The sequence below is a fragment of the Akkermansia sp. UBA7090 genome, from assembly GCF_002493465.1.
Taxonomy (GTDB): Bacteria; Verrucomicrobiota; Verrucomicrobiia; order Verrucomicrobiales; family Akkermansiaceae; genus Akkermansia; species Akkermansia muciniphila_A.
On sequence record NZ_DKYW01000001.1, the window covers coordinates 16,849 to 43,479 of the forward strand.

Annotated in this window: 26 protein-coding genes and 1 tRNA gene; 16 read left to right on the forward strand and 11 right to left on the reverse strand. The window is 56.2% G+C overall.

Annotated elements, in window-relative coordinates; all coding sequences use genetic code 11:
* Nucleotides 1-65: 65 nt before the first annotated feature.
* From B3075_RS00075 to B3075_RS00100, 6 genes are all read left to right on the forward strand, one after another.
* The gene (locus B3075_RS00075; protein WP_012420062.1) at nucleotides 66-473 is read left to right on the forward strand and encodes a hypothetical protein; all 408 of its coding nucleotides are present in this window, start codon (nucleotides 66-68) and stop codon (nucleotides 471-473) included.
* Nucleotides 474-882: 409 nt separating this feature from the next.
* Nucleotides 883-2,523, forward strand: coding sequence for a hypothetical protein (locus tag B3075_RS00080; protein ID WP_290488605.1), 1,641 nt, complete (start codon nucleotides 883-885; stop codon nucleotides 2,521-2,523).
* The gene (locus tag B3075_RS00085) at nucleotides 2,520-3,086 is read left to right on the forward strand and encodes a hypothetical protein (protein WP_094137294.1); all 567 of its coding nucleotides are present in this window, start codon (nucleotides 2,520-2,522) and stop codon (nucleotides 3,084-3,086) included. The genes B3075_RS00080 and B3075_RS00085 overlap by 4 nt, the downstream gene beginning before the upstream one ends.
* Nucleotides 3,087-3,280: 194 nt before the next feature.
* Nucleotides 3,281-3,886 (forward strand): MarC family protein, encoded by a 606-nt coding sequence (locus B3075_RS00090; protein WP_094137293.1) that lies wholly within the window; start codon nucleotides 3,281-3,283, stop codon nucleotides 3,884-3,886.
* Between the two features lie 16 nt (nucleotides 3,887-3,902).
* Nucleotides 3,903-4,607, forward strand: coding sequence for an alpha/beta fold hydrolase (locus B3075_RS00095; RefSeq protein WP_290488606.1), 705 nt, complete (start codon nucleotides 3,903-3,905; stop codon nucleotides 4,605-4,607).
* Complete coding sequence (locus B3075_RS00100; protein WP_290488607.1) at nucleotides 4,604-4,924, forward strand: DUF3820 family protein; 321 nt, start codon at nucleotides 4,604-4,606, stop codon at nucleotides 4,922-4,924. Before B3075_RS00095 ends, B3075_RS00100 begins: the two co-directional genes overlap by 4 nt.
* Before the next feature lie 35 nt (nucleotides 4,925-4,959).
* On the opposite strand, the gene B3075_RS00105 is transcribed toward B3075_RS00100, so the two are convergent.
* The 8 genes from B3075_RS00105 to B3075_RS00140 all read right to left on the reverse strand — a co-directional run bounded on the left by B3075_RS00105 (nucleotide 4,960) and on the right by B3075_RS00140 (nucleotide 13,810).
* Complete coding sequence (locus B3075_RS00105; protein ID WP_290488608.1) at nucleotides 4,960-5,313, reverse strand: hypothetical protein; 354 nt, start codon at nucleotides 5,311-5,313, stop codon at nucleotides 4,960-4,962.
* Nucleotides 5,310-5,540 carry a hypothetical protein gene (locus tag B3075_RS00110; protein WP_290488609.1) on the reverse strand — a complete coding sequence of 77 codons (231 nt, stop codon included), beginning with the start codon at nucleotides 5,538-5,540 and terminating at the stop codon, nucleotides 5,310-5,312. The genes B3075_RS00105 and B3075_RS00110 overlap by 4 nt, the downstream gene beginning before the upstream one ends.
* An 18-nt stretch (nucleotides 5,541-5,558) precedes the next feature.
* Entirely contained in the window at nucleotides 5,559-6,146 is a 588-nt protein-coding gene (locus tag B3075_RS00115) for a DUF2589 domain-containing protein (protein WP_290488610.1), read from the reverse strand.
* 7 nt (nucleotides 6,147-6,153) lie between these two features.
* A complete protein-coding gene (locus tag B3075_RS00120; RefSeq protein WP_290488611.1) occupies nucleotides 6,154-6,963 on the reverse strand; it encodes a hypothetical protein in 810 nt (269 codons plus the stop codon).
* A gap of 38 nt (nucleotides 6,964-7,001) precedes the next feature.
* Nucleotides 7,002-7,841, reverse strand: a complete 840-nt coding sequence (locus tag B3075_RS00125; protein ID WP_290488612.1) for a DUF2589 domain-containing protein — start codon at nucleotides 7,839-7,841, stop codon at nucleotides 7,002-7,004.
* 157 nt (nucleotides 7,842-7,998) lie between these two features.
* A complete protein-coding gene (locus B3075_RS00130) occupies nucleotides 7,999-8,484 on the reverse strand; it encodes a LytR/AlgR family response regulator transcription factor (RefSeq protein WP_094137285.1) in 486 nt (161 codons plus the stop codon).
* Nucleotides 8,485-9,105: 621 nt separating this feature from the next.
* Nucleotides 9,106-13,041: a TIM-barrel domain-containing protein gene (locus tag B3075_RS00135; protein WP_290488613.1), complete on the reverse strand. Its 3,936-nt coding sequence runs from the start codon at nucleotides 13,039-13,041 to the stop codon at nucleotides 9,106-9,108.
* Nucleotides 13,042-13,733: 692 nt separating this feature from the next.
* Nucleotides 13,734-13,810, reverse strand: a tRNA-Met gene (locus B3075_RS00140).
* A 350-nt stretch (nucleotides 13,811-14,160) separates the two neighbouring features.
* Between B3075_RS00140 and hpf the strand changes: the two genes are divergently transcribed.
* Together hpf and B3075_RS00150 are read left to right on the forward strand one after the other, a co-directional pair.
* A complete protein-coding gene (hpf, locus tag B3075_RS00145) occupies nucleotides 14,161-14,760 on the forward strand; it encodes a ribosome hibernation-promoting factor, HPF/YfiA family (protein WP_094137280.1) in 600 nt (199 codons plus the stop codon).
* 207 nt (nucleotides 14,761-14,967) lie between these two features.
* Nucleotides 14,968-15,096 carry a hypothetical protein gene (locus B3075_RS00150; protein ID WP_012420041.1) on the forward strand — a complete coding sequence of 43 codons (129 nt, stop codon included), beginning with the start codon at nucleotides 14,968-14,970 and terminating at the stop codon, nucleotides 15,094-15,096.
* Nucleotides 15,097-15,340: 244 nt separating this feature from the next.
* Here the strand turns inward: B3075_RS00150 and B3075_RS00155 are convergent, their stop codons facing one another.
* A complete protein-coding gene (locus B3075_RS00155) occupies nucleotides 15,341-16,051 on the reverse strand; it encodes a hypothetical protein (protein WP_143245721.1) in 711 nt (236 codons plus the stop codon).
* 122 nt (nucleotides 16,052-16,173) lie between these two features.
* Here B3075_RS00155 and B3075_RS00160 point away from each other — a divergent pair, with 122 nt between their 5' ends.
* The 5 genes from B3075_RS00160 to B3075_RS00180 all read left to right on the forward strand — a co-directional run bounded on the left by B3075_RS00160 (nucleotide 16,174) and on the right by B3075_RS00180 (nucleotide 21,748).
* On the forward strand, nucleotides 16,174-17,784 hold the full coding sequence (locus B3075_RS00160) for an ABC-F family ATP-binding cassette domain-containing protein (protein ID WP_290488614.1): 1,611 nt from the start codon (nucleotides 16,174-16,176) through the stop codon (nucleotides 17,782-17,784).
* Between the two features lie 241 nt (nucleotides 17,785-18,025).
* On the forward strand, nucleotides 18,026-18,772 hold the full coding sequence (gene fabG, locus B3075_RS00165; protein WP_094137276.1) for a 3-oxoacyl-[acyl-carrier-protein] reductase: 747 nt from the start codon (nucleotides 18,026-18,028) through the stop codon (nucleotides 18,770-18,772).
* Nucleotides 18,773-18,795: 23 nt separating this feature from the next.
* On the forward strand, nucleotides 18,796-19,998 hold the full coding sequence (locus B3075_RS00170; RefSeq protein ID WP_094137275.1) for a formylglycine-generating enzyme family protein: 1,203 nt from the start codon (nucleotides 18,796-18,798) through the stop codon (nucleotides 19,996-19,998).
* Nucleotides 19,999-20,394: 396 nt separating this feature from the next.
* Nucleotides 20,395-21,102 carry a PEP-CTERM sorting domain-containing protein gene (locus B3075_RS00175; protein ID WP_290488615.1) on the forward strand — a complete coding sequence of 236 codons (708 nt, stop codon included), beginning with the start codon at nucleotides 20,395-20,397 and terminating at the stop codon, nucleotides 21,100-21,102.
* A 412-nt stretch (nucleotides 21,103-21,514) separates the two neighbouring features.
* Nucleotides 21,515-21,748 (forward strand): hypothetical protein, encoded by a 234-nt coding sequence (locus tag B3075_RS00180; protein ID WP_290488616.1) that lies wholly within the window; start codon nucleotides 21,515-21,517, stop codon nucleotides 21,746-21,748.
* A gap of 27 nt (nucleotides 21,749-21,775) precedes the next feature.
* On the opposite strand, the gene B3075_RS00185 is transcribed toward B3075_RS00180, so the two are convergent.
* Complete coding sequence (locus tag B3075_RS00185; protein WP_290488617.1) at nucleotides 21,776-22,588, reverse strand: TatD family hydrolase; 813 nt, start codon at nucleotides 22,586-22,588, stop codon at nucleotides 21,776-21,778.
* 5 nt (nucleotides 22,589-22,593) lie between these two features.
* Entirely contained in the window at nucleotides 22,594-22,866 is a 273-nt protein-coding gene (locus tag B3075_RS00190) for a hypothetical protein (protein WP_128804737.1), read from the reverse strand.
* Nucleotides 22,867-23,099: 233 nt separating this feature from the next.
* On the opposite strand from B3075_RS00190, the gene B3075_RS00195 reads away from it, so the two are divergent.
* From B3075_RS00195 to B3075_RS00205, 3 genes are read left to right on the forward strand one after another with little or no spacing between them, the layout of a single operon-like run.
* Nucleotides 23,100-23,768 carry a succinate dehydrogenase cytochrome b subunit gene (locus B3075_RS00195; RefSeq protein WP_179218559.1) on the forward strand — a complete coding sequence of 223 codons (669 nt, stop codon included), beginning with the start codon at nucleotides 23,100-23,102 and terminating at the stop codon, nucleotides 23,766-23,768.
* A gap of 21 nt (nucleotides 23,769-23,789) precedes the next feature.
* The gene (locus B3075_RS00200; protein ID WP_290488618.1) at nucleotides 23,790-25,748 is read left to right on the forward strand and encodes a fumarate reductase/succinate dehydrogenase flavoprotein subunit; all 1,959 of its coding nucleotides are present in this window, start codon (nucleotides 23,790-23,792) and stop codon (nucleotides 25,746-25,748) included.
* A gap of 40 nt (nucleotides 25,749-25,788) precedes the next feature.
* Nucleotides 25,789-26,556: a succinate dehydrogenase/fumarate reductase iron-sulfur subunit gene (locus tag B3075_RS00205; protein ID WP_022197426.1), complete on the forward strand. Its 768-nt coding sequence runs from the start codon at nucleotides 25,789-25,791 to the stop codon at nucleotides 26,554-26,556.
* The last annotated feature ends 75 nt before the right edge of the window (nucleotides 26,557-26,631 follow it).

Genomic DNA, 26,631 nt, shown 5'->3' on the forward strand with positions numbered 1-26,631 from the left:
CCGGCAAGAAACCGGACCCATCTTCCGGTGTTTTTCTTCATAGAACCCTCAGCGGAACCACAACCATGAACGAACAGGACGATACAAAACTCTGGCAGATTCTGGGACATGCCTCCCAACCTGCGCCGGGGGACGATTTTGCCCGCAAGGTCATGATGCGTATTGAAAGGGAAGAATGCGCTCCCGCCGTTCCGGTGGAATCCATTCATCACTTCAAGCGGCATTCCTTCCGCATTTGGGGAGCTGCTGCGGCGGCCCTGGTGGCTGCCGTCATCGGCATTGCAGCCCTGATGGAACCTTCTGCCCCGGAAACGGCTCCCCTTTCCATCGCTACCCTGAATATTGACGATGTGCTGGTGGAGGAAGCCGGGCTGGCTCTGGGGCAGGAAAACCTGGTAGACGCCCTCTGCGTACTGTCCTCCACGGAAACGGGCGTCATCTCCTCGGACAACATCCAGGACCTTCTTCTGTAACTCCGGGAACGGAAATACCATTCAATGCCCGTCCGGCGTCACAAGCCTCCGTGCCGGGCGTTTCCGTATTATTTTTCCCGACTGCCTTGAATCCGTATTTCAGAAACCCCGCTTTTTCCGAAAACGGAAATGTAAAGAGTCTGTATCCCGGAGGGGCAACTCATCCGGCAGGAGGAACGGGGCTACCAGCCCCTGTAGGGTCTAGCTTAATTCATACACAAGCGTAGCGATACGTTCCAAACTATTAACATATATATGGCGGGCGCTGGATGGCATCCGCCATTTTTATTGGAGATAATCGGGGATTTTCCCCCATCACGTCCGGGGCGTGTTGTTGTTCTTCCTGGAATTCCTTATGTTCATTTGAGAGCTAAATGGTTAGTTCTCAAACAAGAAACAATTCAGGAACATGAATAATTATATACCACTGAACAAGGCGGTCGGTCCGAAGCTTATCTGCGACGGGGAGCAGGCTCTCATCCCGCAGAAACTCGGAGTTGACGCGATGGAGTTCAACTTTGACGGTTCGGCGTGCGAACACGCCACTTGCGCCGGAGCGCCGGAAATGTTCATCAAGGTCGAGGAAGACGGCCTGTACTATTTCGGCGTGGAAGCCGACGACACAGGCAGCATTTCCATTGCGGGCGACGTGCTTTGCAAGAAGGATGGGACACCTCCCAACGGCAAGCTGAATATTCAAACGGAAATGATAGGATTGAAAGCTGGCTATTACAAGGTGGCCTTGTCTTACACGAATAATGCCTACACCCCCGTCAGCAACAACGCTGCCGCGTTCAATGTGACGATGGACAGGGAACCTATCCAGGCAGGGAAGTACGAAGGCAACTCGACGATGAAGCGCGAATTCTCGCCTTCTCCCAAAATCAAGCTGTGGACGATTGAAAAGGAATCCACCATCACCTGTGAAGAGTCCAAGAAAGTGGAGGTGACGCTTGAAGAACCTGCGCCTGTCGTTGAGGAAAGTATCGGAGATACTAAAACGTCCCTTATCAGTCCCCAGATCATCGTAACGGCTTGCAAGGATGAAGTGCTCGACGAGTGGAGACTGCGCGTGCAGCAAGTTTCCGCCGGTTCCAGGATTCTCTTGCGCACGGGAGGATACAGGGACGCCCTTAAAAATCCCCCTGTCACCGAAGATGAAGCCGTCGAAGCGGTCACTGCAATGAACCGTTACCAGTCTCATAAACGCGGCGCATGGCATACTCAAGAGGCATCCCTCGCCCACGAGAAACACCACCGCCGAGAATGCAATGACGCCTTACAATTCTACTGGGACAATTTGAGAATACAGGATTCGATTGAAATGAAGCATGAATCCTGTGAAAAAGTTCCAGAAATGGAAAAGTTTCTGGAAAATATGAAGCCATTCGTTACCGAGTTGAGTAATACGTATTTTGAAGCTGTCTATAACTATATCAAAGTATTGCCGGATGAGGCCAATGACCGTCCCTACTGTGCCGGACAAAAAGTTCTGAACGAGGCAACCCGGAAGATTATTGCCCAGGCAAAGGCCAATGGGTGGAGCAGAGTACCCGATGAAGTCACGGAACCGGGAACGATTGAACCGCCCTGTTTCCTTCCGCCCGTCAACGGCATGTATGCCCGCAGCGTGGCTGCTGCGGAGGAACCGGCGCCCTTGACCCTCTCCATGGCGGATACCTCCCGGTTCAGGGAAGGCAGAATCACAGTCCGCTTCCGCAATGAAGGAAACGAACCTGTCCGGATTCCGGACGAAATCAACGATGAGACGGCTGATTATTTCTTCCTGACGGTGTTGAGGACGGAACGGGGGAACTTCCGCGTCCTGAACAGGACAGGCGGGAAAATAACCTTCAATCGTTCCTTGAACTACCGGGAACTGGCCCCCGGCCGGGAATACAGCGTCACGATTCCGGTGTGTCTGGATGAAGTCGATCTGGAAGGCTGGAAACAATGTTCTTGTGAACTCGAAACGTGCTACTATAATCAGCAGGGTGAAGGTTGTTTCCGGGGGATGCTCCGGGCGACGGCCAGGCTCGCGCTGCAATGAAAAAAATCTTCCGGTATTTAGTACTTCTGGCAAGCCTGTCCCTCCATGCCGCGGCGTGGGGGGACATGGCCGACAACGGAGTGGAATGCTCCGTGGTGATGGAAAAGACCCGGTTTGACGCGAGGGAGACGTTCCCTGACTTCAAACTGGTGTTCACGAACAAGGGCGAAAAGACCGTGCGCCTGTTCGACGACTTCTATCCCCTCAAGGATGACGGCCCTAATATCCGTATCGAAATATGGAAAAAAGCGGGAGGGAAAAGATATGGGTACAGAGTGGGCGAAATAGAGAATCCAATAGCCTGTTATGGAGCCGGTTATAAAATCGAACGGGTAGCGGCTTTGATGCGCTTCATTACGTTGAAGCCGGGAGAAAAACATGAAGTCCCCATCAAGGAAGCTTACCTGTTGCTGATGTATTTTGACCGTCTTCGCAATGGTCAGAACTATGAGCTGGAAGTACGTTTCAGGGATGAAAGTTCGTATCCCGATGCTCGGAGGGTGTATGTAGGGAAGGCAGAATTTAGTTTGTCACGCCGGTCGCCCAAAGGATTCTTGCGCTAATAGCTTTTCTGTTTTATTAAAAAGCTATGGTCTCCTACGCAAAGTTTCCCCAGAATTCCTCAAATCGCTTTCCAGGCATAAAGGCCCGGCTCCTGCACTGGTGAAGAAAATAGCAATCCGGGCAGAGAAAATTTCCACTGCTGGCGGTTCCCTTTGACGTACACGCCCGCATCGTTTACAACGGGGCATATTCCATGCAGGATTTCCTTTCCACTGTTATTCTTCTGTTCATCGTCATCGACCCGGTGGGTCTGGCACCCATGATTCAGGGAATGCTGAAAAAATACTCTCCCGCGCAACAGAAGACTATTCTGATGCGGGAACTTGCATTTGCGTTGAGCCTGCTGCTCCTTTTCTTCTTTTCCGGGAAATTCCTGCTGAACCTGCTGGGGCTGCAACCCTCCACCCTGAGCATTTCCGGAGGCATCCTGCTGTTTCTCGTAGCGCTGGGCATGGTCTTCCCCGCCAGGGATATGCTTTCTTCCTCCGGCCGGGCGGACGGAAAGGACGAACCCTTTATTGTTCCCATCGCCATGCCCCTGATGGCCGGCCCCTCTTCCCTGTCCATCATTATGCTGCACGCCTCCCAGACTCCGGACAGCATTTCCCAGATGACTTATGCCGGGGCCATTGTAACTGCCTGGTTCCTCTCCGGAATAGTGCTTTTCATCGCCCAGAAGTTCCTGCGCCTGCTGGGGGAAAAAGGGACAATCGCCCTGGAACGGATGATGGGCATGGTGCTCATCATGATTTCCGTCCAGATGTTTATGAACGGACTCGCCGGCTACGGCGTCAAATAGAAAAGCGGTTCCGACCATGATTTGGCTTCTGCACGGCAATCTGGGTTCTCCGGCGGATTGGAAACCCGTCATGGATTTTCTTCATGCCGGAGGTGTGGAGGCTCGCGCTCTGAACCTCTGGAAGTATCTGGAATGCTGCCCCAAGAGTTTGAAGGATATGGGCCGCGTGCTGTGTTCCGAAATAGCCTCCCAGGATCGCCGCCCCCTCCTCTGCGGCTATTCCCTGGGGGGCAGGTTGGCCATGCAGGCCGTTTTGGCTCATCCCCCTCTCTGGAAAGGAGCCATATTCGTCAGCGCCAATCCCGGCCTGGAACATGAAGCGGAACGGGCGGCGCGGCGGGCGAAGGATGCGGAATGGGCCGTCCAATGCCTCTCCGCTCCCTGGGAAAATTTTTTGAAGGAATGGGATGCCCAGGGCGTATTTGAAGGCGGTCCGCCGCCTCCGGACCGTTCTTCCCTGAAACCGTGGCGCAAATCCATCTCCCGCGCCTTTATTGACTGGTCTGTGGGCGCACAGGAAAACCTGGCTCCGCTTTTGAGGCAATCCCCTGTTCCCCAGCTTTGGATTGCCGGACAGCGCGACGCCAGATTCAGCACCCTGGCGCGGCGCATGACGGGAGAACAAGCCGTCATCATCCCTCATGCCGGGCACCGGCTTCCCCTGGAAACGCCGGAAAAGCTGGCGGAATGCCTGCAACCATTTATGATGAACAATCTATGAACGATCCTGAAATACCGGACGCGGAAGATTTGAGAAAACTGGTGGAGGAAATCGCGCAGACCCGCATTCCTTTCGGCATGTACGGTCCTGCCAAATATCCCCCCAGGGGATGTCCGCTGATGGATGTCCCCCAGGAATATCTGGCCTGGTTCCAGGCCAAGGGGTTCCCGAAAGGAAAACTGGGCCGCCTGATGGAACAGTGCCTGCTGCTGAAAGGGAACGGGCTGGATTTTCTTTTTGACCCCTTCCGGAAAGCCAACGGCGGACGGACGAAGAAAAACGCCCGCCGCCGCGTGTGGAACTTTGAAAATGAATGACCTTCCTTTTCTGAAGGGATGCCCCCTCCGGCAAATCAGGAGGCAGGAACCATCTTCACTTCCAAGCTTGCGCCCCCTTCTTCCTTAACGGCCAGCACGTAAAAAACCCCGTCCTCTTTTTTCCCGCGCGTGACCACAATGGTCAGGCTGCCGCGGGACAGCCTGACGCCGTCCTCCGGAACGGAAGAAATCCCCAGCTCCGCCAGGAGTTCAAGCGCTTGAATGCCGTCCCTCACACGGATGGTTTGTCCGTCGTCCGCTATCTGCTTCTTCACTTCCTGCCAGGCTGCGGCAAGCTGGCGGGGTTCCTGCTGCCGCATCTCCGCCGGGGACAGGGATGGAAGAGCCATGCACAGCACGGCGGACATGATAATCAACAGTCTCTTCATGACAGGGAGGCGGAGGGAAGCTGCTTGTCCAATGCGTTCTGAAATTTTTCCAGGGCCTGCATAGCATGATCGGACGCCTTCCGGTCAATGGAAAGCGCCAGGCCGCAATGGGGGCACCTGATGGAGCCGGACAGCAAGTCCGGAATGGTCGTGGGGAAATACACTCCGCATTTGGGGCAAGGAAGCCCCGGAGTGCGCTGGTAGGAATAAGTTGTTTTCTGGTCCATGTTGTTTTTTTCAATTAATCATTTCTTTTCCCGGGAGGGAGAGTCCTCATAATGCGGCCTGGAAGCCAGCTGGAGAAATTGGGACAAGCCGGAAGGCATGTCCGCCTGCTGCATGGAGACATGAATTTTCATGTTCGCCTGAAGGGAGGAAGAAGCGCCTCTCCCGGACTGCGGAGCCAGGGAGGCCCGAAAATTCAGCCCTTCATGCTTCTCCTTTCCGCCGGGTGACTCCACCTCTCCCCTGTTCAGGGAGAAATGTTCGTTCGGAGCGGAAGCTATTGCGTCAATGATATTGATGTCAAAATCAAAATCCGCCTGCTTGATTTGCAGCAGCGGCAGCGTCACCAGGCTGATGAGCGGCACGCTGACCTTCTTTTCCGCGCCGCCGGAAGCGTCGCTGTCCGTAAAGTTGAAGCTGATCAACCTCAACGCCCCTGTGGACCCGTCCGCAGGATTATAGGACTCAAAGGCCAGGGACATGAAATGCTTCATGTAACGTTCCGTGGACATGGCGTCCGCATCAATCGTTGCGACCAGCGGGGCTGAAATCAGCTGCTGCAGGCTCATAATGTGCCCGTTCACCTTGTTGTTTGCAGAATCACTCATCATCGTATCACTGTTGCGCGGACACTCCGGAGACGTCATTCTGCTCCGCCAGAACAGAGGGGAGGGAAACAGGGGATATATTCAGGCGCAGAGTCTGCACGGCTTCCTCCGGCATCTTTTTTAGCTTGTCCGCCTCCACTTCCACGTCCACCACCACATTGCTTTCCTGCCTGGTGAAAACGTACTTTTCCGCCAGGGCGGCCAGGAAGGAGGAAAGGCCCTCCCGGAGATTCGCGCGGCATTCCTGCCTGAGGTCGTCCCCCCGGGTTCCCCGGAACAGATCCTCCAGATCCGGATTGTCCATAAACTCCTTCTCCGCGACGCCTGCCAGAATCTCCAGCAGCAGCCCTCTGTCCAGCCCGGTTTCCGCTTTCAGAAGCGAGCCTTCATGGGTGGAAACGACTGCGGAAATTTTCTTCCGCAGGTAGGAGCAGAAATTCTTTTTCCACTGTTCCTCCCTGGCCAGCAGGCTTGAAAAGTCGCTTCTGGCTTCGTCGTCCGGAAGACTGGAATGCACCACGGCCATCACAATGGAACGGATGGCAAACGCCGGCGCTCTCTCTTCCAGTTCCTGACAAAACAATCTCCACTGCTCCGTGTCCGCAACCAGTTTCTCCTCCACCCCGGAAGTCCCCGTCACCGCATACTTCAAATCGAATTCCAGGGAACCTATCTGGGCGCTGGGCAGCGGAAAGCCGCACGCGCGGCCTCTTTTCCCATACTGGCGCGCCAGTGATGCCGCATGGCAGTTCGCCGCGTGCTGCGCTTCAATAATGTCCTTCAGCAGGGATTCCACGATGAGATGAAGACGGGACATGGCTCTGGAATGGAGGAGAAATCGTTATGGTTCGGTTATCAGGCGCCTACAGCCACCTTCTTCTTAAGTTCTCCAGCGCTCACCGTGCAGTTTCTGGCGTCTTCCCGGGAAAGCGTGTATTCCTTGCCGGAATCCGTCTTCACAATCCTGGATTCATTCCCCGCGCCGTTTTCGAACGTTTCCGTCGCTTCGCCTATCCGGAGAGTGATGGCTTCCGGATCAAACAGGCCCTCCTTGTTCTTGTAGGAGGCTACCAGTTTCACGGTTCCGTCTTCCTGAATGGCATGCTGCACGTCCAGGGAACCATCCGGAGACACGACGGAAATGCTGTTGTTCAGCATTTCCAGCACTTTGGCCATCCCGGCGGGCATGCTGTCCTGCCCGGCATGGACGGCAACGTCCATGGTGTATTCCACGCTGTACTTGGAATCCCTGGTCGCGGAAGAGTCCTTTTTGCTGGAGTAGCTGGCATTCATGCTGCCGCGCGCCCAGAAGCATCTGGCAGAAGCGGACACGTTGACGTCGGCGGCAGTGGAGGAAGTTTCCGTTTCCATACTGGCGGCGGACGCGCTGATATTCGCCTTGAAATTAATGTCGATGGAATTAATGGCGATGTAGGGGATGGGGACGATGGTCAGAAGGGGAACCGTAATCTGAGCCATGTGGCCGTCCTTGATGAACTGGAAGGAAACGTTCACCGTCTTCTTCTCTTCCCCATCCGAGTACAGGCCCACGTTCTGGATGAATTCCCAGGAAGTCCGGGCCGCCTGGGCCTGTGCTTCCACACAGGCAACGAGGGGACCGCCGATGATGTTGCCGAAGGGCAGCGACTGCAGGGAAGAAGTCGCTGTCTCTGCTGCTGATTTGTCAATTGCCATTATTTATTTCTATTTCTGGTTCAGGTTCATTGATATGCCGCCTTCCGGCGACGTCGTGAATCATGCGGTCATTCCGGTTCTGCTTCCACCCCGCCTTTCCGGCCGTTCCGTTTCGCTTTCCGGGAACGCCGCAGAAGTCTGCGCGGCGCCCCGGCGCCTATTTGGAAAACGACAGCATGTTCAAACTGCCCAGCACTTTTTTCTTCATGAATTTGCTGATGGGAATGGCAACGACGCCTACTTGGAGGAAATTGCCCGCAATGGATTCTATATGCAGCTTGTTAACCAGGTAGGAACGGTGCACGCGAATAAAATATTCCCCATCCAGATGCTCGGATACCCGCGCCAGAGGAGCGGAAACAAGGATGGACGGCATGCCGTGCACGTGCAGCGTGCAATAGCTTCCTCCCGCTTCCACATACAGGATATGCTTCATCAGGATGCGCTGGAATCCGTCATTCATTTTAACGAATACCATGGGATTCCGGGACAGGGAAATCCCTGCGTTTTTCCCTGCCGCCGGGAAAAGCCCCCCATCCTTCATTTCCATGATTTCCAGCTTGTCCCCTTCTTCCACCGGCTCCGGCACCGGAGCATAGCAGACCCTATCTTTTTTCGTGACTTTAATAAATTGAACGGTCATTCAAAAATCATAACAAAAACTTTAAAGCATCAATAAATCTCTCAATGAATAACAGAAATGGCCTTTTGAAACCAAAATCCAGTCTTTCGGACAGACAGGAAATTTCCGCCTTTATCTGCCTTCAGCCGCCATTTTCCAATTCCTCGGATAGAATTCTTCCGGCCCCGGTTACAGGAAAGAATTTCCTATTGGCCGGAACGGTTATCAGCCGCCCCCTTTCATCCGGCGGTGAGGAACCGGTCTTGAGGATGCCGGACAGGCCCATCCTCATTGGACAGGCACCCCGGCTCCGATTCTCCTTCCGCCGCCCTACAGGCAGTCAGCAAATCCCTCCCTGAACGGCCATCCCCGCCCAGAGGATGGCCGCCGCATGAAGAAGCGGCAGCCACGGAAATGGCAAGCCTTCCATTGTTCAATGGCCGGGGCAGGCGCCCTGCTTCCGCACCCCGGAAAAGCAGGGCAGAAAATATCTCCCCGTTGCCGCTCTGTCCGGGAAGCTCTGGAATATGCGTAAAAATGCCGCTCCGCAGTGGGAAACGCTGCGACAACGTCCTGCCGGAACGGAAGGCTCCATGCGCGGCCATTGTCCGGCCGGGCATGGAGCCGCCTCAGGATGTTCAATTACAATTTTTTGGTGTTCAGTTTTTTATCCACCACCATGCCGTCCGTAAGCTTCGGCTGGAACTTCATGTCGCGGCGGGCCTTGAACTTCAGCACAAACAGTTCGGAGGTTCCCTCCACAGGCTCTTTGTCCCCGATGTTGACGAAGGTGGGGTACAGGGCCTTGGTTCCGTTCGTATGAAGCCTGTCGTTCGTCAGGTTCTCCATCTTCTTCATGTTCTTAACCTCCACGCCCACGAATTCCAAATCCTTGGGATCGTACGGGAGGGCGAAGCTCAGGGCATTCACCAGACGGAGGTTCCGGCCCTTCACGGTCACCCTGACGGCGTCTCCCCTGGCGTACCTCTTCTTATCGGCGCTGAGCAGAAGCTTTCCATCCACACAGGCTTTCTTCTTTGCCTCCCCGGCGGCTTTCTTCTTCTCGTCGTCTCCTTCCTTCTTATCCTCTTCCCCGTCTTTCTTGGCGTCTTCTTCCTGCGGCTGGTCGGCTTCGTCTTCCAGCTGGGTGGCTACCACGGAAATATCGTAAGCGTCAATAAGGCCATTCTTGTTGATGTCTCCGTTGCTGATGTAGCCTTCAAAGTCGGAATCGCCTTTCCGCAGCCCCGTATAGTTGATGTAGGAGGTCAGGTCGTTTCGGTCGATCTTGCCGTCATTGTTGATGTCGCCCGGCAGATAGCTTTCCGTGCCCGGCACCTTGAAGACGTAGATTTCCCTGCCGGAGCCATAGTCGCCCACGCCTTCCGTGACATTCAGCTTGATGTAGCGCGCCGTGGGGGCATCCTTGAAGCTGAATACCTTCACGTCGCCATTCTTGTCCCATTGGAACGTGCCGGCCTTCGTCCAGTTCTCCCGGTCCATGCTGTAATAGACGGCACCTTTCAGCAATGTGCCGTTGCCGCCGTCCTCGCGGGGAACGTAATGGAACTTCTCAAGCTTGTTGATGGTCTTCAAATCCATGACCAGGTCAAACGGCACGGCCTTCTCGCCATGCTTCGTGTGCCAGGCATCCTTTTCCTTGAAGTCAAACAGCTTCACCAGGGAATTGCCCTGGCTTTCGACGCTCGTCTCGCCCTCAATTCCAGGAATGGCGAATTCGAGCGGATTGGCCTTCGTCTTCGCGCTGACAGCCGTCCACGCGGAATGGCCGTCCTTGTTGACGGCCCGCACCTTGAAGGAATAAGGCGTCTCAGCCTCCAAATCCTCAAACAGGAATTCCGTCCCTTTGATGGTGGTATACAGCATTCCGCCGAATTCGATTTCATAGAAATCGGCATTCGGAACGGCGTCCCACGTGGGCTTCAGGGTATAGGCCGCCGCGTTTTCCTCCGTCACCACGGCGTTGGCGGGAGCGGTCAGCGCGCCGGAAGAAAGACGGTACTTTTCAGCGGGTTCAAACCGGAACCCTTCCACGGAAAGCACCGTGGGGGCCGCCGTAATATCTGCCGCGCCCAGCTTCACCAGCAATTGAGGGTTCCCGGCAATCGCCTTTTTCTCAAAATCGCTTCCTTTCGTCGCGAATCTGTTCAGGTTGGGAGCCCGGTCATAAAAATAAACATTCTCCCGGGACTTGAACTCATCCATGGAATTCGCCTCCGCCAGGTTGACGCTGTTTTCCCCGATTTTGGCGGAAACCCCGGACGGCTTCTGCGTCACGTTGATGCGGAACTCCGTGGCCTTCTTCTTCTGGAAGCCGTTGAAATCCCCCACCGCCGGATGAACGGTGACGGTCACGTTGTTCTTGTCGTCCGTCCGGGATTCAACCAGGGTGCGGACGCCTTTGCCGGCCCTGTATTCTTCCGTCACGCCGTCGTCGTCATACACGGTGAAGGAAGTGCTGCCGTGCGGATAAAGCTCGTAAATGCGCAGGTTCGGATTAATTTCCGAGACATTGTTGCTCGGGTTAGCCATGGGAATAATCGCGCCGTTCTTGACGAACACGGGCAGCTTCCACAAAGGAGCGTCAACGTCATTGTAAATCTTGCCGCCTTCATACAAATCCCCGGTGAAATAATCGATCCACTGTCCTTCCGGCAGGTAAATGCCGTGGCGGACGTCATTTCCCTCCTCGTCCGCCCTGGTTTCCTGGTAAATGGGAGCCACCAGAAAATAGGGGCCGTACAGGAACTGGTACTGCGTCGCCTTCCCCAGCGTGTAGGGATTGGGATATTCCAGGAACATGGCCCGGATCATGGGCAGTCCGGAAACGGACTCCTCCGCGATGCTGTAGGCGTACGGGAGCAATTCCGACTTGAGCTTGAGATACCACCGGTTAATGGAAGTATAAGGTTCCCCGAAGACATGGGGATACTTTTCATTGGCGCCCCAGCCATCCATATTCAGTTCCATGGGGGTGAACGTTTTCCACTGGAAATCGCGGACATTCACCAGCGGGTTCTTGCCGCCGAAAATGCCGTCCATGTCCGAACAGATGTTGGGCTGCCCGGAAAGACCAGAGCCGATGTAGGTGGGGATATGGAAACGGATGTACTCCCAGACGCCGCCCGTCTGGTCGCCCGACCAGATGCCGGCATACCGCTGGGTTCCCGCCCAGCCGTCCAGGGAAATGATGAACGGGCGGCTGTTGTTCCCGTAGTAGGTCATGATCTGGGCCACATCCGTAATGCCGTTCAGCCCGAAGGAATAGCCCGCGCCTACCCAGGCCACGTCCGTCTTCAGCACGCGCACTCCGGCGTCCCGCACCTCCTTCACGATATCGCGCTGCAGCAAAGCGCTGATTTCCGGCTTGGGATGCAGGTCGGACTGGGTCCACAACCCGATTTCCACGCCGTTCTTCCTGGCGTAGTCCGCCAAGCTCTTCAAATTCGCGATATTGCCGTCCAGGGTATCCGTCTGGCCGTACCCGGCTCCGTAGCCGTCGTTCGGCAGAAGCCATCCCAGCGGCATGTCATGGGCCTTGTAACGGTCCACGACGGCGCGGCCGGAAAACTGGTAATTGTTCAATTCCCCGTTCAGGGATTCCTTAATGCCTCCGTTATCCTTCTGGCTTTCCTTGTACCGTTTCCCGTCCTCAAACAGGATGCCCTTTTCATCTTCCTTCCAGTAATCCCGGTTATAGGCGTTCAGATGCCCCTGGTAAAAGGCGAACTTGGGCAGCAGAACGGGAGCGCCGGTAAGCTGGTAGAAATCCCTCAAAAGACTGACGGGACTGTCGCTGACCATGAAAAAGACGTCCAGATAATTTTCATCATGCGAGAGGTTAACCAGATTCTCTTCCCTGGAGCCGAAATCATACTGCCCTTTCTTGAAGGTATGCCACATGACGCCGTACCCGCCGGTGGACCAGTAAAAAGGAGTGGGGGAAGCCACGCCGCCATCCGTCCAGCTGTTCTGGTTTTCTATGGCAATGACCTTTCCCTTGTGAGAAAAACGGCCATTCTGCACGCCGCCGCCGTAAAAATATTCGTCCGGCTTCGCCTTCAGGGAAAAACTGGTCCTGCCCTTTTCAAAAAGGATGGGGGATGCCTGCTCCGCCACCACGGAATGATCCTTCAGATTGATCACCTTGAAAAGAGAGGTCTTTTTATTTATCTCAATCCTGACCTTCCCCGTAGTGATGACAACCGCATCGCCCTTCTGGTCCACATCCAGCCGGGAAACCGGCTTCCGGGGATTGTCCGCCAGAATGCGGGCTTCCGGTTCCGCCTTGGGGTCGCGGATAATGCCGCCTTTGTCATCTCTGAAAATACGGAAAACGTTATCTCCGTAAAAATCAAGCGTCATCCGGCGGTTGTTGTCAAGCAGCACTTCCACGGCGGCAGGATTGATTTTCCTGGCGCCTTCAACGGCCTGAACCTGTTGTTCAGGAACCGGCTCTTCCAATGCGGCAAGTGCGAAGCCCGAGAAGGAAATGGACAATCCGAAAGCCAGCAGGACGGAATTCCGGAACATGCCATGGTCTATTGAGTTTCCCATTATTGTAGTATTTTATGTTATTCAGCGGAGCGGAATCGCGGGAAGGACGCAAACAGCCGTTTCCCGACGGGCAGCAGACCGCTTTCATTCATTGTGCCGTCTAATGGCGCAGGTTACCTTGCAGCACCATACCCTTTGTCCTTAATCGTAACAAGGTCAAAGACGGCAGCAACGGCGCGCCATTGCTCCACACGTTCATAAAATACCTGCTCACAGAAGGTTATCTTTCCATGATGACATTATTTCTTCTCCACGGCATCACATCGTCAAATGAATCAAGCGCGCTGAAGCCCTTATGGGTACCCTCTGGCGACCTATTCCCCCGGCTCCGGAAACTGCCCTCCTGCGCGGCGGAATGCCGCGGGTCCATCAACAAAACCGTGCCATGGTCCTGGGAACCGTTAGCCACAGGATACTTGTGAGAAAAACCCCGGTTCACGACTGCGGAAATCCCATCCTCCGCCAGCCTGGCATCCAGCCATGCCATATTCCCCACGGAGTCATGATGGATTCCAAATCCCGGTCGCCGGAATTAAATACACGTTCCACGATCTTGCGGGCCGGCCTGCCATACCCCGGCAGCTTGAAAAGTCAAAAAGCTCTCGAAAACAACAGGTTCCCAATACCTGCCGGATGCTTTTCCAACCGTAACGAAAAAGCCCCGCAAGCTTATTGCTTGCAGGGCCTTCAAATGGTTACGGGAGCAGGATTTGAACCTGCGACCTTCAGGTTATGAGCCTGACGAGCTACCTGGCTGCTCCATCCCGCGATTTAGAGAGCATCCGTAGAGGAGTGCACAGCCGTTATAATCCATTTCCGCGGCATGTCAAGTACTTTCAAATAATTTTTTTATGCCCGCAGTTGTATGACAGAAGCCCTGAAACGCATTCCGGAGACGCAGGAAGGCAATAAACGGGAACAGCCGCTCCCCGATTGATTGGCTCACAACAGGTAGGAGAGCCGCCCGGTTCCGGCAAATGGGAACGGAAAAGGAAAAACGCCTTTCCCTACACACGAAAAAAAGAAAGGATTCCTCGACAAACATTGTCAAATCTGTATATCTTGAAAGGTGCGGACCGGGAGTCCGCGCATTAACATCAACTAGAAAGAGGTACGACAATGCAAAAGGTAAACGTAAACACACCCATTACGATCACGGGGCGCCACGTGGAAGTCACAGACGCGATTCGGGAATTCGTAACGAAAAAGATTGAGGGGATCCGCCTGGATTTCCCGCGCATTATGGAGGTTAAAGTATTGCTTGATGTGCAACGCGACCGCAAGATTTCCCAGGTAATCCTGTTCTGTTCAGACCATATCACCATTGATGCGTCCACGGAAGGGACGGACATGTACGCCTGCGTTGATGAGACGATCACCAAAATCATGCGCCGCATGCGCAAGCATAAAACGCGCCTGATGAAGAATTTCCGTCCCCATCACCAGGAAACTATCCGCAAACTGGATGAAACGGTATATGACGATTCCGTGCTGGATTACCCCGGAGATTCCCAGGAAGACCCGGAACCCCTGCTCATTCACAGAGAAAGCTACAATCTCAAAAAGCTTTACAAGGAAGAGGCTATCATGGAATTGGAACTTTCCGATAAGCCCTTCGTGCTCTACAGGAATGCGCGGCGCGACGTGCTCCAGATCGTGTACCGGAGACCGGACGGAGACTACTCGATCATTGAGCTTGGGGCCAGTCTGCAAGCGTAAAAAACGGGGTTGAAACAAACCGTTTTCCATAACGCGTCAACAAGAGCAGGACTCCAGAAACCGGGGGTCCTGCTCTTTTCTGTAATGCCGTGACATGGAACAAGAAAATCTCTTGATTTCTACTTGCCACCATTTACATTGGTCCCAGCAAACCTCCGTGGATGCGGAGGTTCCAGTAGTTAATAAACACTGTATTTAATTCGAATTATGAAGAACATCGCTATCCTCGCCATCGCCGGCGCCGCTTGCCTGGTCGCTTCTTGCTCCCAGCAGCAGCAGCAACAGCAAACCACCGCTCCTGCTCCCGCTCCGGTTGTGCAGGCCAAGGGCAAGTAAGTTTGCAGCGGGGTTTTGCCCTGCAACACTAGCAAATCATCCAATTAATCCGCACTCGGTGTACGCACTGAGTGCGTTTTTATTTGCCCTGAACCCTGGCTCCCGCCGCCATTTGCCGATTCCGCCGGAATGTTTACTTAAAAATGGCGGCTACCGCAACAGGCGCCTGCATATACGGCCGCGCAGGCGTCAACCACCGTCGCGCAGCGCCGTGTACCTGCTCCGGCCGGAGCAGGCGGCTCCTTTATTCAGAGGCGCCCGCCTTCGCCTCATTCCGCTGGTCAGACTGGAATATCCGTTGAACCAGCATGGGGCGTTTCCTGGCCCACCCGGGCCAGACCAGGTGATGTTCCATGCCGTAGGAATGCCCCTCCGGAAAGGCTTTGGAAACAAACGGCTCCCGCCAGTCTTCCTCCCATTTGCCGCCTTCCCGGTCTTTCTGGGTCAGCGTCACCAGATGGCCGCAGTTCTTCCAGGCATCCAGCACAATGGAACCCTGCAATCCCTTCCCGGCGGCATTGACATACACGCAACTGTGCTCCCTGCCCGTTCCACGGTCTCGAATCGTCAGCCCTACGCGGAAATACTTCACGGGCCGGCGGCGCAGATCCCGGTACAAATCCTGCTGGACCTGCCAGCACAGCCCCCTGTCGCGCAGGTTGGAATTGACCAGAATGTTGTTCAGCCAGCCAAACAGCACCGTCCTGTTGTCCCGGGCAATCGCGGCGGACTGGGCTACAGCCGTGTCCGCCAGCCACCTGGCCTCCGCTCCGGCAGCGGGAAGAACGGCCTTGTCCGGCGGAAGCAGCGCCAGGAAGGCATTTGCCAACCCGGACATTTGCTGCTGCACGTAAGGTTTTTGTAGATAATCCTCCGCCGGAGGAGTACAGCAGGAACTCCATCCGCACAAAAGGGCGGCAGCAAGCAAAAGCCTGAATGTCTGCATGGTCGGCATGGCGCGCCAAGGCTACCAGACTACGCGCAAAAATCCAGTAAAGCTTTCAAAAATGCCGGCCTCCGCCCTGACGGCTCTTGCCTTCCCCTTTGCGTCCCGGTAGAATACGGTCTCTCTTTACCATGCTGACAATCAAAAATCTCACGAAATCCCACGCCGGACGAACCCTGTTCAGGGAAACGGAAATGACCATTAACTGGGGGGAACGGGTAGCTCTGGTTGGCCCCAACGGAGCGGGCAAATCCACCCTGTTCCGCATGATTCTGGGAGAAGACGCGCCGGACGAAGGCTCCATCAGCATGGATGAATACGCCATCGTAGGCTATCTTCCCCAGGAAGCCAGCGAACCCAAGGATGAAACCGTGCTGGAAATCGCCCTGGGCATCACGCCGGAAATGGAACAGGCCATCCACATCATCCGGACGGCGGAAAACGCCAACAAGACAGATACGCCGGAGTACGCGGAAGCCATTGACACCTTCAACGCCGCCAACGGTTACCAGCTGGAGCCCAAAGCCAAGAAAATTCTCAAAGGGCTGGCCTTCCGGGAAAGCGACTTCCACCGCCCCGCCCGGGAAATGTCCGGCGGCTGGATCATGCGCGCGTACCTGGCCAAACTCCTTGTCCTGGAGCCGGACCTCCTGATGCTGGACGAACCTACCAACCACCTGGACCTCCTGTCCCTGCTGTGGCTCCAGCGATACCTGAAAAACTACCCCGGAGCCATCCTGATGATTTCCCACGACCGGGATTTCATGGACGAACTGGTGGAGAGCGTGTACGACATCGACAATGAAGAGCTGGTGGAATACCGCGGCAACTACTCGGACTTCCTCCAACAGAAGGACGTGCGCTTCGAACAGCTTCAGGCGGCCTACCGCAACCAGCAGAAGGAAATAGCGCACATCCAGGAATTTATTGACCGTTTCCGCTCCATTAATTCCAAGGCCGGACAGGTCCAGAGCCGCATCAAGCAGCTGGAAAAGATGAAGCTCATCCAAAAACCGGTAGCCCGCAGGAAAGTATTTAAATTCAACTTCCCCCAGCCGCCGCGCAGCACTCAGAAAGTCATTGAGCTGGAGAAAGTCTGCCAATCCTATGGCGACCGCAGGGTTTATGAAAACCTGGACTTGCTGGTGGAACGCGGGGAACGCACTGTTCTCGTAGGCCCGAACGGCGCGGGCAAATCCACTCTGCTGAAAATCCTGGCGGGCATCATCCCCATTGACTCCGGGCAGCGCACTCCCGGCACCACCACGCGCATCGGCTACTTCTCCCAGGCGCGAACGGAAAACCTGAACCCGGAAAATACCGTGCTGGAGGAAATTATGAAATGCAGCGCTGAAATCCGGGAGGAAGAAGCGCGCTCCATCCTGGGTTCCTTCCTGTTCCGGAGGCTGGATGTGGAAAAACGCGTCAGCGTTCTTTCCGGCGGGGAGAAATCGCGGCTCAGCCTGGTCAAATTCCTGGTGGACCCGCCCAATCTTCTGCTGATGGACGAACCGACCACCCACCTGGACCTTTTGTCCGTGGAAGCCCTGGTGCAGGCTCTGAAGCATTATGAAGGAACACTGGTTTTCATCTCCCACGATGTGCACTTCATCCGCTCCCTGGCGCAAAAAACCCTGCATGTGAACCGGGGAACCATCACCGCCTACGCGGGCGGATATGACTACTATCTGGAAAAGTCGGGCATTCTGGATGATGAGAAAGGCGGCGTCACGGCGGAATAGAGGCCCTTCTTCAACTCCCCTTTCCCTGCCATGAATTTCATCCTTCCTTAAAAGACAGGATGAAGGCGGTGCGCCCTCCCGGACAATCCGGGAAAATGAAGAAGATGAACAGTAGCCTCCTCCGCCCCGTTTCCTTCCCCTCTTTCATTTCCGGGTAGCCTTTTCCCCGTATGGGCTCCTGCGCGACCAGGTCCATTTCAAGCTTGCCGGAACCGTGAAAAACGGGTTTACTGTGGGCAGCATGCAAAAGTTAGCAGGTAAAACAGCCATCGTTACCGGCGCGGGCCGCGGAATCGGCAATGCCGTCGCGCGCCGCTTCGCTTCGGAAGGAGCCAGGGTCATCCTGATCAGCCGCAGCCCGTCCAGCTGCGGGGGAGCCGCAGAAGAGATCAACAGGGAATTTCCGGACTCCTGCAAGGCCTACCCCTGCGACGTAGCGGATTACGCGGCCGTTCAGGAAACCATGGCCGCCATTTTGAAAGACTTCCCGCAGATTGACATCCTGGTGAACAACGCCGGCATCACGAGGGACACCCTGATGCTCCGCATGAAGGAGGAAGACTGGGACGCCGTTCTGGACACCAACCTGAAAAGCGCGTTCAATACGGTCAAGGCCCTCCAGCGCGTTCTGATGAAATCCCCGGCCGGGCGCATCATCAACATGAGCTCCGTCATCGGCCTCGTCGGCAACATCGGCCAGGCCAATTACGCTGCTTCCAAGGCGGGTCTCATCGGCTTCACCAAATCCCTGGCCCAGGAATTCGCTCCGCGCAAAGTCACGTGCAACGCTATTGCTCCCGGCTTCATCTCCACGGAAATGTCCAACGCCATTCCCGACAATCTCAAGGAAGAAATCGTTAAGAAAATTCCTTTGAAGGAACAAGGCTCCGTGGAAGACATCGCCGCCCTGACGGCCTTCCTGGCCTCTGACGATGCCCGTTACATTACCGGACAGGTCATTGCCTGCGACGGGGGCATGACCATGTAGGGCCTTCCGGTTCTTACCATTCCATGCGCGGCATTTTCCTTGTTTCCTGCTTTCTGGGAGGAAGCGCCCTGCTGGCCGGGTGCCGGGAAGAAAATTCCCCCCGCCCGGCCACGGAAGATGCCGCGCGCATTACCAGCGCGCGCCAGTGGGGGGAAAGCCGTTCCGCGCTGCAAAAGCGGGAGCTGGACCGCGCTGCCGGAGCTTCCCTTCCCGTTCCGGATGACCTGCCGTCCCGGGAACTGGTCGGCACGACGCGCCAAATCCATCAGCTCATTGAAGCTTCCGGAAATCCGGCACATGCTGAATCCTACACGGAAACGGTGCCTGCGGCGGGAGCTTCCCTGCGCATGGTCGCCATACCGGGAGGAACGTTCCTTATGGGAAGTCCCGCGGAAGAGCCGCACCGGAAACCGGACGAAGGTCCGCGGCATGAAGTGAGCGTCTCCCCCTTCTGGATCTCGGAAACGGAAATCCCCTGGGAACTTTATACGGCCTTCATGGAAAACGGACGTCCGCGCGCCAAGGACGGCCAGCTTCTGGAGGAACAGCCGGATGACGAGCTCTGGGACTTCGTGACGCAGCCCACCGCCCCCTACACCGCCATGAACCTGGGCATGGGCCACGGCTATGAACACGGTCTGCCCGCCATCTCCATGTCCCATCACGCCGCCAGCAAATTCTGCGAATGGCTGAGCGCCCAGACCGGGCATTACTACCGTCTGCCCACGGAAGCGGAATGGGAATACGCCTGCCGGGCCGGCTCCCCCGGCGCCTACTCTTACGGCAATGGAGAAGCCCCCCTGGACCAGTACGGCTGGTACTGGAACAATTCCAATGACCGCTACCAGAAAACAGGCTCCAAAAAACCGAATAAGTGGGGCCTCCGGGACATGCACGGAAATGTGGCGGAATGGGTTTTGGACTCCTACGTTCCGGATGCCTACGGCAAGCGGAGCGGCCTGCCCGCGAAAGACCCCCTGGTCATCGTCCCCGGAGCCCCCCACACCGTGCGCGGCGGTTCGTGGGAAGACGACCCGGACGGCCTGCGAAGCGCGGCGCGGCGCGCCAGCGACCCCGCCTGGAACCGTCAGGATCCCCAAAACCCTAAAAGCATCTGGTACCTGACGGACGGAGGCATGATCGGGTTCCGCGTGGTGCGCCCCATGAACATTCCGGACGTCATGACGATGCACCGCCTCTGGAATTTCTCCAAGGGGGAGCCGTAAAAACTTTTCATGATCACCGGATCAGGATGTAGCCGCCGTCTGCGGCAGCCGCATTGCCGGGGATATTATTTAGGCGGCATCCGTTATCAGGACAGACGACGGAAAAGAATACGGTGGTTTGCACCAAACTTGGAATCCCTCAATCGAATTTGGAATCCGCAAGCAATTAAAATTATTAAGAGTTAATGTATTGTATTTATAACTATTTGAAAATGATTGTATTTTAATGCCTCTGGTCCTTTTGCCGTCACGCTGGAACCATCGTTGTTATCCATTGATTTCATTATTGATTGGGCTTCTTCACCGTTGCGTGCCGGATTCCAAATTCGGTATACAGGCGCAAATGCGCGCTGGACCTTCGCATTCTCTTATTTATTAAGTATTAAGATACCAATCATGAAGAAATTATTATCCACTCTGATTCTTTCTGCCGGCATGAGCCTGAGCGCTACTGCGGATACCAGCCTGCTGGATAGTTCCATCGTGGGATATTCGGACTTCTCCTCCCTGACGGCGGATTTTGGCACTCTGAAGGATTCCGTTACCCTCACGCAAGGCGCCGACAATCTGACGTTAAGCGGGGTGAATTTTAGCACTCCGGCTGCAAGCAATCGCAATAACATGACCGTGACCATGGTCCTGGACCTGGGCAAAATCAACACGCCGCAGACCTATACCGCCCTGTTCAACGCCAAAGGCGGAAGCACAAGCTGGGGTGCGGGCGTGAATACGGATCGTAAACTCCAGGGATTATGGAACAATGCCGCATATGCCTCTCCTATCGCGTCAACTCCGCTGGGCACGGAAGGACTCCTGACCATCTCTGTAGTCACCGGAGATATCGGCTCCCGCATCTATGCTGGCGCCAACGATAACTATTATTCCTCCCCTGGCCTGAAATTCAGCAGCGCGACTATCGACCAGATTCTGTTTGATACCCAACTGTCCGACGCCATCCAACAGCTCTACGTTCATGACTCCTGCCTTTCCCAGGACCAGGTAGGTCAGCTGATGAGTGAAATCGCCAGCATTCCGGAACCCGCCACGGCCACGCTGGGCCTGCTGGGGCTGGCTGCGCTGATGGTGCGCCGCCGCAGAGCATAAGGTTGCTTCATCGGTCCGCTCGCTTTTTTCCAGGGCTGCCTCATGTAATCGTGAGGCAGCCCTTTCCATACCCATATGGCGCCCTCCCAAAGGCTCTGCCAAAGCGCTGGGCGGGGAAATGCCCTCTTCCGGAAAAACGATATTCAGGCGCCGTGCGGCAGGCCCCTCCCCGCGGAACAGCGGTATTGCCCGGTCCCCACGCCAATCCATTTTCCAGCGCAGAAAAAACCGGAAACGGACGTGGGAAAGCGAGTCTTCCTCCCACATCCGGAACATCCCATCCTAGACGGCAATCCGCTCCCCCGCCCAGGCCGTTCCGGCACGGCCTGTCCATTCCGGAAGAAGCCTCCGTTTTCCAACCTGCTCCTCCCGGCTGAAGGGGAGAAAACCGTCTCACCAGCATCCTCCGGCCATGACCCACCAGAAACAGCAACTGCTACTACGCTTTTTCCGTTATTTCAAAAGCAAAAAGGAAGAACCGCACTTTTTCAACAAGCGCAATATATGCCTGCTCGTCCTTGCCGGCGTCTATATTCTGATTCCCGATGAATTCCTGTTTGCCGGAATAGACAAGCTGGGACTGCTGGACGACGCCGCAGTCATTTTGGGAGCCGTCTTCACCGTCTTCTTTCCGGATGGGGATTAGCGGCCTTCCTGCCCGCCGCGCACGGGACTAGCGGGACGACACTTTCCGAAACTTCGGGGACTGGCCCATGAACGCCTCCGGATTGTCCAGAAGGAGCCGCTCCGCCTCCCGGCGGGAAAAACCGCGCTTGCGGAGCTCGCAGGCCAGGGCCGTCAGCGCCAGGGGATTGGAATCCCCCCAGTCCGCCGCGGAATTGGCCCAGACGCGCTCCATCCCATATATTTCCAGAATATCCGCCGCCCGCTTGGGATTCAGTTTGCTGGTGGGATAAAGGGTCAGTCCGGCCCAGTAGCCGGCCTCCTTCACCAGCGGAAAGGTATGTTCCTCGCAGTGGTCCACCAGCACGCGGCCGGGATCCAGATCCGGGCGGTTTTTCAGGGCGGAAAGAATCATCCTGGTCCCCTTCAGCTTGTCTTCCAGATGGGGAGTGTGAATCAGCACAAGCTGGTTGAGGCGCACCGCCAGATCCAGATGCTCTTCAAAAATGGTCATTTCATGGGAAGTATTCCGGTTCAGCCCTATTTCCCCGATGCCGAGGACATTGGGCCGGTCAATAAACTCCGGAATGAGCGTCATTACCTCCCGTGCAAAGGCCACGTCTTGAGCCTCTTTGGGATTGATGCACAGCCATGTGTAATGGTCCATGCCGAACTTGGCCGCCCTGGCGGGTTCGCCTTCCGTAAGCTGTACGAAATAATCCCGGAAACCGTCCACGGACGAACGGTCGTAACCGGCCCAGAACGCCGGCTCCCCTACCGCCAGGCAGCCCGCCTGCGCCATGGCCCGGTATTCGTCTGTGGTGCGGCACACCATATGTATATGAGGTTCGATAAAAGCCATGATTCCTATTTGCTGAAGTTCGGAGCTCCGCAGGCCGCCTTGGCCGCGGCGGTTTCCGGCACGGCGTCATCCCTGTAGGAAAGGGCTTCCAGAATGGCCCGGACACGCCCGGGGCCGGATGCGGACAAAAGGGGAAGAACCTCCATCAGGGCATGGTAGCGGAAATCCGCCTCTCCCTCCCCTCGGTCCACCCGGTCCAGAAATGCGGCCACATCCAGAACGCCGGCGCGCGCCGCTGCGAAATCCGCGTCCAGCACCTCTTTTTTACTCCTTTTCATGCACAGACGATACGCCTGTGCGGAAAGCCTCGTCAAGCCGGAACAGGTAACAAAATAATAACTATTCCAAACTGATAAACAGCAACGCCTTTCCACGGCTTTTCAAAAATCCGAAAAGAGCCGGAAATTCAAGAAGAGGCTTGCCATCCGTGCCTGAACCGGGCATCTTGTGGAGACGCATTTATTTCATTAGAGCGCCTATGAATGCACTAGTAAAAACCATATGTACATTCGTGACATCCTCCATCGGCCGCAAAATCATTGTGGCTCTGACGGGGTTATGTTTGGTCTTGTTCCTTGCGGGACACCTGGCAGGCAACCTTCTCATTTTCGGAGGCCCTGAATGGATCAACACCTATGCCCACGGCCTGCACTCCATGCCGGAAGCAGCCCTCTGGGGCATTCGCGCGGGGCTTGGGGTGATCTTCATCATCCACGTCTGGCTGACTATCCAGCTGAAGCTGGAAAACAATGCGGCCCGCGAACCCTACGTGTTCAAGAACACCATCAAGGCGACGCTCTCCTCCCGCTACATGATTTACACCGGCCTGACCGTCCTGGTGTTCCTGGTCTACCACCTGTACCAGTACACCCTGCGCGTGGGATATGACCCCGCCCAGTTCACCACCTTCATTTCCGACGGCACGGTGGAAACCTTTGACGTGTACAAAATGATCGTGGCCGGATTCTCCAACGTATGGTGCTCCGCCTTCTACATCCTGGCCGTTCTGATGCTGTTCAGCCACCTGCGCCACGGGGTGCAGTCCATCTTCCAGACTGTGGGCGTCGATTCCCGCAAAATCCGGCCCCTTTACAACTTTGTCGCCATCGCCTACGGCGCGATTATCTGCCTGGGCTTCATCTCCGTGCCGGTCTCGGTTCTTCTGGGCATCATCAAATAACCATCAACTCCTCTCAAAGTCATGATTAATTTTCCCGTAAGCGACTGGATGCCGGATGCCAAAATTCCTTCCGGCCCTATTCAGGACAAATGGTCCAAGTACAAGCTTGAGTCCAAACTGATCAATCCGAACAACAAGCGCAAATACACGGTGCTTGTGGTAGGTTCCGGCCTGGCCGGCGCCTCCGCCGCCGCTACGCTCGCCGAACTTGGCTACAACGTCAAATGCTTCTGCTACCAGGACAGCCCCCGCCGCGCCCACTCCATTGCGGCCCAGGGCGGCATCAACGCGGCCAAGAATTACCAGAACGACGGCGACTCCGTTTACCGCCTGTTTTACGACACCGTCAAGGGCGGCGACTTCCGCGCCCGTGAAGCCAACGTTTACCGCCTGGCGGAAGTTTCCTCCAACATCATTGACCAGTGCGTGGCCCAGGGCGTTCCCTTTGGCCGTGAATACGGCGGCCTGCTGGATAACCGCTCCTTCGGCGGCGCCCAGCTCAAGCGCACCTTCTACGCACGCGGGCAAACGGGCCAGCAGCTCCTGCTGGGCGCTTACCAGGCCTTGGAAAAGGAAGTGGCCAAAGGACACATTGAAATGTTCTCCCGCCACGAAATGATGGATCTGGTGCTGGTGGACGGCGAAGCCAAGGGCATCGTCACCCGCAATCTGGTCACCGGTGAAATCAAGTCCTACGCAGGGGATACCGTCCTGCTCTGCACGGGCGGCTACGGCAACGTGTTCTTCCTGTCCACCAACGCGATGGGCTGCAACGTCACCGCCGCCTACAAGGCCTACAAGCGCGGCGCTTTCTTCGCCAACCCCTGCTTCACGCAAATCCACCCCACCTGCATTCCGGTCAAGGGCGACTACCAGTCCAAGCTGACGCTGATGTCGGAATCCCTCCGCAACAGCGGCCGCATCTGGGTGCCCAAGTCCCGTGAAACCGCGGAAAAAATCCGCAAAAAGGAAATCAAGCCTTCCGATGTTCCCGAAGAAGAACGGGACTACTACCTGGAACGCAAGTATCCCTCCTTCGGCAACCTGGCTCCGCGCGACATTTCCTCCCGCGCCGCCAAGGAAGCCTGCGACGACGGCCGCGGCGTGGCCATCACCGGCAAGGGCGTCTTCCTGGACTTTGCGGATGAAATCAAGCGCATGGGCCGCGAATGGATTGACGGCCAGTACGGCAACCTGTTTGACATGTACGAAGAAATCACGGACGACGACCCCCATGAAACGCCCATGATGATTTATCCCGCCTCCCACTACACCATGGGCGGCCTGTGGGTGGACTACAACCTCATGTCCAACGTAAAGGGGCTGCACGTCCTCGGTGAAGCCAACTTCTCCGACCACGGCGCCAACCGCCTGGGTGCCTCCGCCCTGATGCAGGGCCTGTCTGACGGCTACTTCGTCATCCCCGCCACGCTGCCCGCCTACCTGACGACCACCAAGCCGGGCGCCGTCACCACCGCCTCCCCGGAATTCAAGGCTGCGGAAGACGAGGTGAAGGAACGCATCAACAAACTCCTGAGCGTGAAGGGCACCAAGACGGTGGACTCCTTCCACCGGGAACTGGGCCTCATCATGTGGGAAGACTGCGGCATGGCCCGCACGGAAGAAAGCCTGACCCACGCCATTGAACGCATTCCCCAGCTCCGCAAGGAATTCTGGGAAAACGTGCGCGTAACCGGCACGGCGGACGGAATCAACGCGGAACTGGAAAAAGCCTGCCGCGTGGCCGACTTCCTGGAATTCGCCCAGCTGCTCTGCTATGACGCCCTGAACCGTCAGGAATCCTGCGGCGCGCACTTCCGCGTGGAATACCAGCTGCCGGACGGCGAAGCCAAGCGCAACGACGATGAATACGCCTACGTAGCCGCCTGGGAATACACCGGCGTGGACAGCCTGCCTGTTCTCCACAAGGAACCGCTGACCTTCGAGAACGTGCACCTTGCCATCCGCAGCTACAAGTAAAGATAGCCAATACATTAACACTCAAAAGAAAGATTATAACATGGCTAAAACACTCAATCTCACTCTCAAGGTCTGGCGCCAGGAAAACCGTGACGCCAAGGGCCGCATTGAGACCTATGCCGCCAAGGACATTCCGGTGGACGCCTCCTTCCTGGAAATGCTGGACATCGTCAATGAAGGTCTGGTCAAGGAAGGCAAGGAACCCATCCATTTTGACCACGACTGCCGGGAAGGCATCTGCGGCATGTGCTCCCTGACCATCAACGGCATTCCCCACGGGCCGGAACGCCAGGTAACCACCTGCCAGCTTCACATGCGCAAGTTCAAGGACGGCGACACCGTCTGGATCGAACCCTTCCGCGCGAAGGCTTTCCCGATCCTACGGGACCTGATGGTGGACCGTTCCGCCCTGGACCGCATCATCGCCGCCGGCGGCTACATTGACGTGCGCACCGGCTCCGCGCCGAACGCCAACAACATCGCCGTGGAAAAAGTGAAGGCGGACGCCGCCTTTGACGCCGCCGCCTGCATCGGCTGCGGCGCCTGCGTGGCCTCCTGCAAAAACGCCTCCGCCATGCTGTTCACGTCCGCCAAGATCGCTCATCTCAATCTGCTGCCACAGGGCCAGCCGGAACGCTCCAAGCGCGTTCTGGCCATGATGAAGCAGATGGAAGCGGAAGGCTTCGGCAACTGTACGAACCAGTACGAATGTGAAGCCGCCTGCCCGAAAGGCATCAGCGTGGACAACATCGCCCGCCTCAACCGCGACTTCATGCGGGCCAACGCCAAGGAAGGCCTCTGCTTCTAAAGTAGGATTCCTTCTCAAGACGCTCTACAAAAACTCCCGGCGGCCTCGGCTGCCGGGAGTTTTTTCATTACCGGG

Bases quoted from the DNA above. Each gene is read 5' to 3' on its own strand.
- B3075_RS00075 (WP_012420062.1), top strand. From the start codon at position 66: ATGAACGAACAGGACGATACAAAACTCTGGCAGATTCTGGGACATGCC.
- B3075_RS00080 (WP_290488605.1), top strand. From the start codon at position 883: ATGAATAATTATATACCACTGAACAAGGCGGTCGGTCCGAAGCTTATC.
- B3075_RS00085 (WP_094137294.1), top strand. From the start codon at position 2,520: ATGAAAAAAATCTTCCGGTATTTAGTACTTCTGGCAAGCCTGTCCCTC.
- B3075_RS00090 (WP_094137293.1), top strand. From the start codon at position 3,281: ATGCAGGATTTCCTTTCCACTGTTATTCTTCTGTTCATCGTCATCGAC.
- B3075_RS00095 (WP_290488606.1), top strand. From the start codon at position 3,903: ATGATTTGGCTTCTGCACGGCAATCTGGGTTCTCCGGCGGATTGGAAA.
- B3075_RS00100 (WP_290488607.1), top strand. From the start codon at position 4,604: ATGAACGATCCTGAAATACCGGACGCGGAAGATTTGAGAAAACTGGTG.
- B3075_RS00105 (WP_290488608.1), bottom strand. From the start codon at position 5,313: ATGAAGAGACTGTTGATTATCATGTCCGCCGTGCTGTGCATGGCTCTT.
- B3075_RS00110 (WP_290488609.1), bottom strand. From the start codon at position 5,540: ATGGACCAGAAAACAACTTATTCCTACCAGCGCACTCCGGGGCTTCCT.
- B3075_RS00115 (WP_290488610.1), bottom strand. From the start codon at position 6,146: ATGAGTGATTCTGCAAACAACAAGGTGAACGGGCACATTATGAGCCTG.
- B3075_RS00120 (WP_290488611.1), bottom strand. From the start codon at position 6,963: ATGTCCCGTCTTCATCTCATCGTGGAATCCCTGCTGAAGGACATTATT.
- B3075_RS00125 (WP_290488612.1), bottom strand. From the start codon at position 7,841: ATGGCAATTGACAAATCAGCAGCAGAGACAGCGACTTCTTCCCTGCAG.
- B3075_RS00130 (WP_094137285.1), bottom strand. From the start codon at position 8,484: ATGACCGTTCAATTTATTAAAGTCACGAAAAAAGATAGGGTCTGCTAT.
- B3075_RS00135 (WP_290488613.1), bottom strand. From the start codon at position 13,041: ATGGGAAACTCAATAGACCATGGCATGTTCCGGAATTCCGTCCTGCTG.
- hpf (WP_094137280.1), top strand. From the start codon at position 14,161: ATGCAAAAGGTAAACGTAAACACACCCATTACGATCACGGGGCGCCAC.
- B3075_RS00150 (WP_012420041.1), top strand. From the start codon at position 14,968: ATGAAGAACATCGCTATCCTCGCCATCGCCGGCGCCGCTTGCCTGGTC.
- B3075_RS00155 (WP_143245721.1), bottom strand. From the start codon at position 16,051: ATGCCGACCATGCAGACATTCAGGCTTTTGCTTGCTGCCGCCCTTTTG.
- B3075_RS00160 (WP_290488614.1), top strand. From the start codon at position 16,174: ATGCTGACAATCAAAAATCTCACGAAATCCCACGCCGGACGAACCCTG.
- fabG (WP_094137276.1), top strand. From the start codon at position 18,026: ATGCAAAAGTTAGCAGGTAAAACAGCCATCGTTACCGGCGCGGGCCGC.
- B3075_RS00170 (WP_094137275.1), top strand. From the start codon at position 18,796: ATGCGCGGCATTTTCCTTGTTTCCTGCTTTCTGGGAGGAAGCGCCCTG.
- B3075_RS00175 (WP_290488615.1), top strand. From the start codon at position 20,395: ATGAAGAAATTATTATCCACTCTGATTCTTTCTGCCGGCATGAGCCTG.
- B3075_RS00180 (WP_290488616.1), top strand. From the start codon at position 21,515: ATGACCCACCAGAAACAGCAACTGCTACTACGCTTTTTCCGTTATTTC.
- B3075_RS00185 (WP_290488617.1), bottom strand. From the start codon at position 22,588: ATGGCTTTTATCGAACCTCATATACATATGGTGTGCCGCACCACAGAC.
- B3075_RS00190 (WP_128804737.1), bottom strand. From the start codon at position 22,866: ATGAAAAGGAGTAAAAAAGAGGTGCTGGACGCGGATTTCGCAGCGGCG.
- B3075_RS00200 (WP_290488618.1), top strand. From the start codon at position 23,790: ATGATTAATTTTCCCGTAAGCGACTGGATGCCGGATGCCAAAATTCCT.
- B3075_RS00205 (WP_022197426.1), top strand. From the start codon at position 25,789: ATGGCTAAAACACTCAATCTCACTCTCAAGGTCTGGCGCCAGGAAAAC.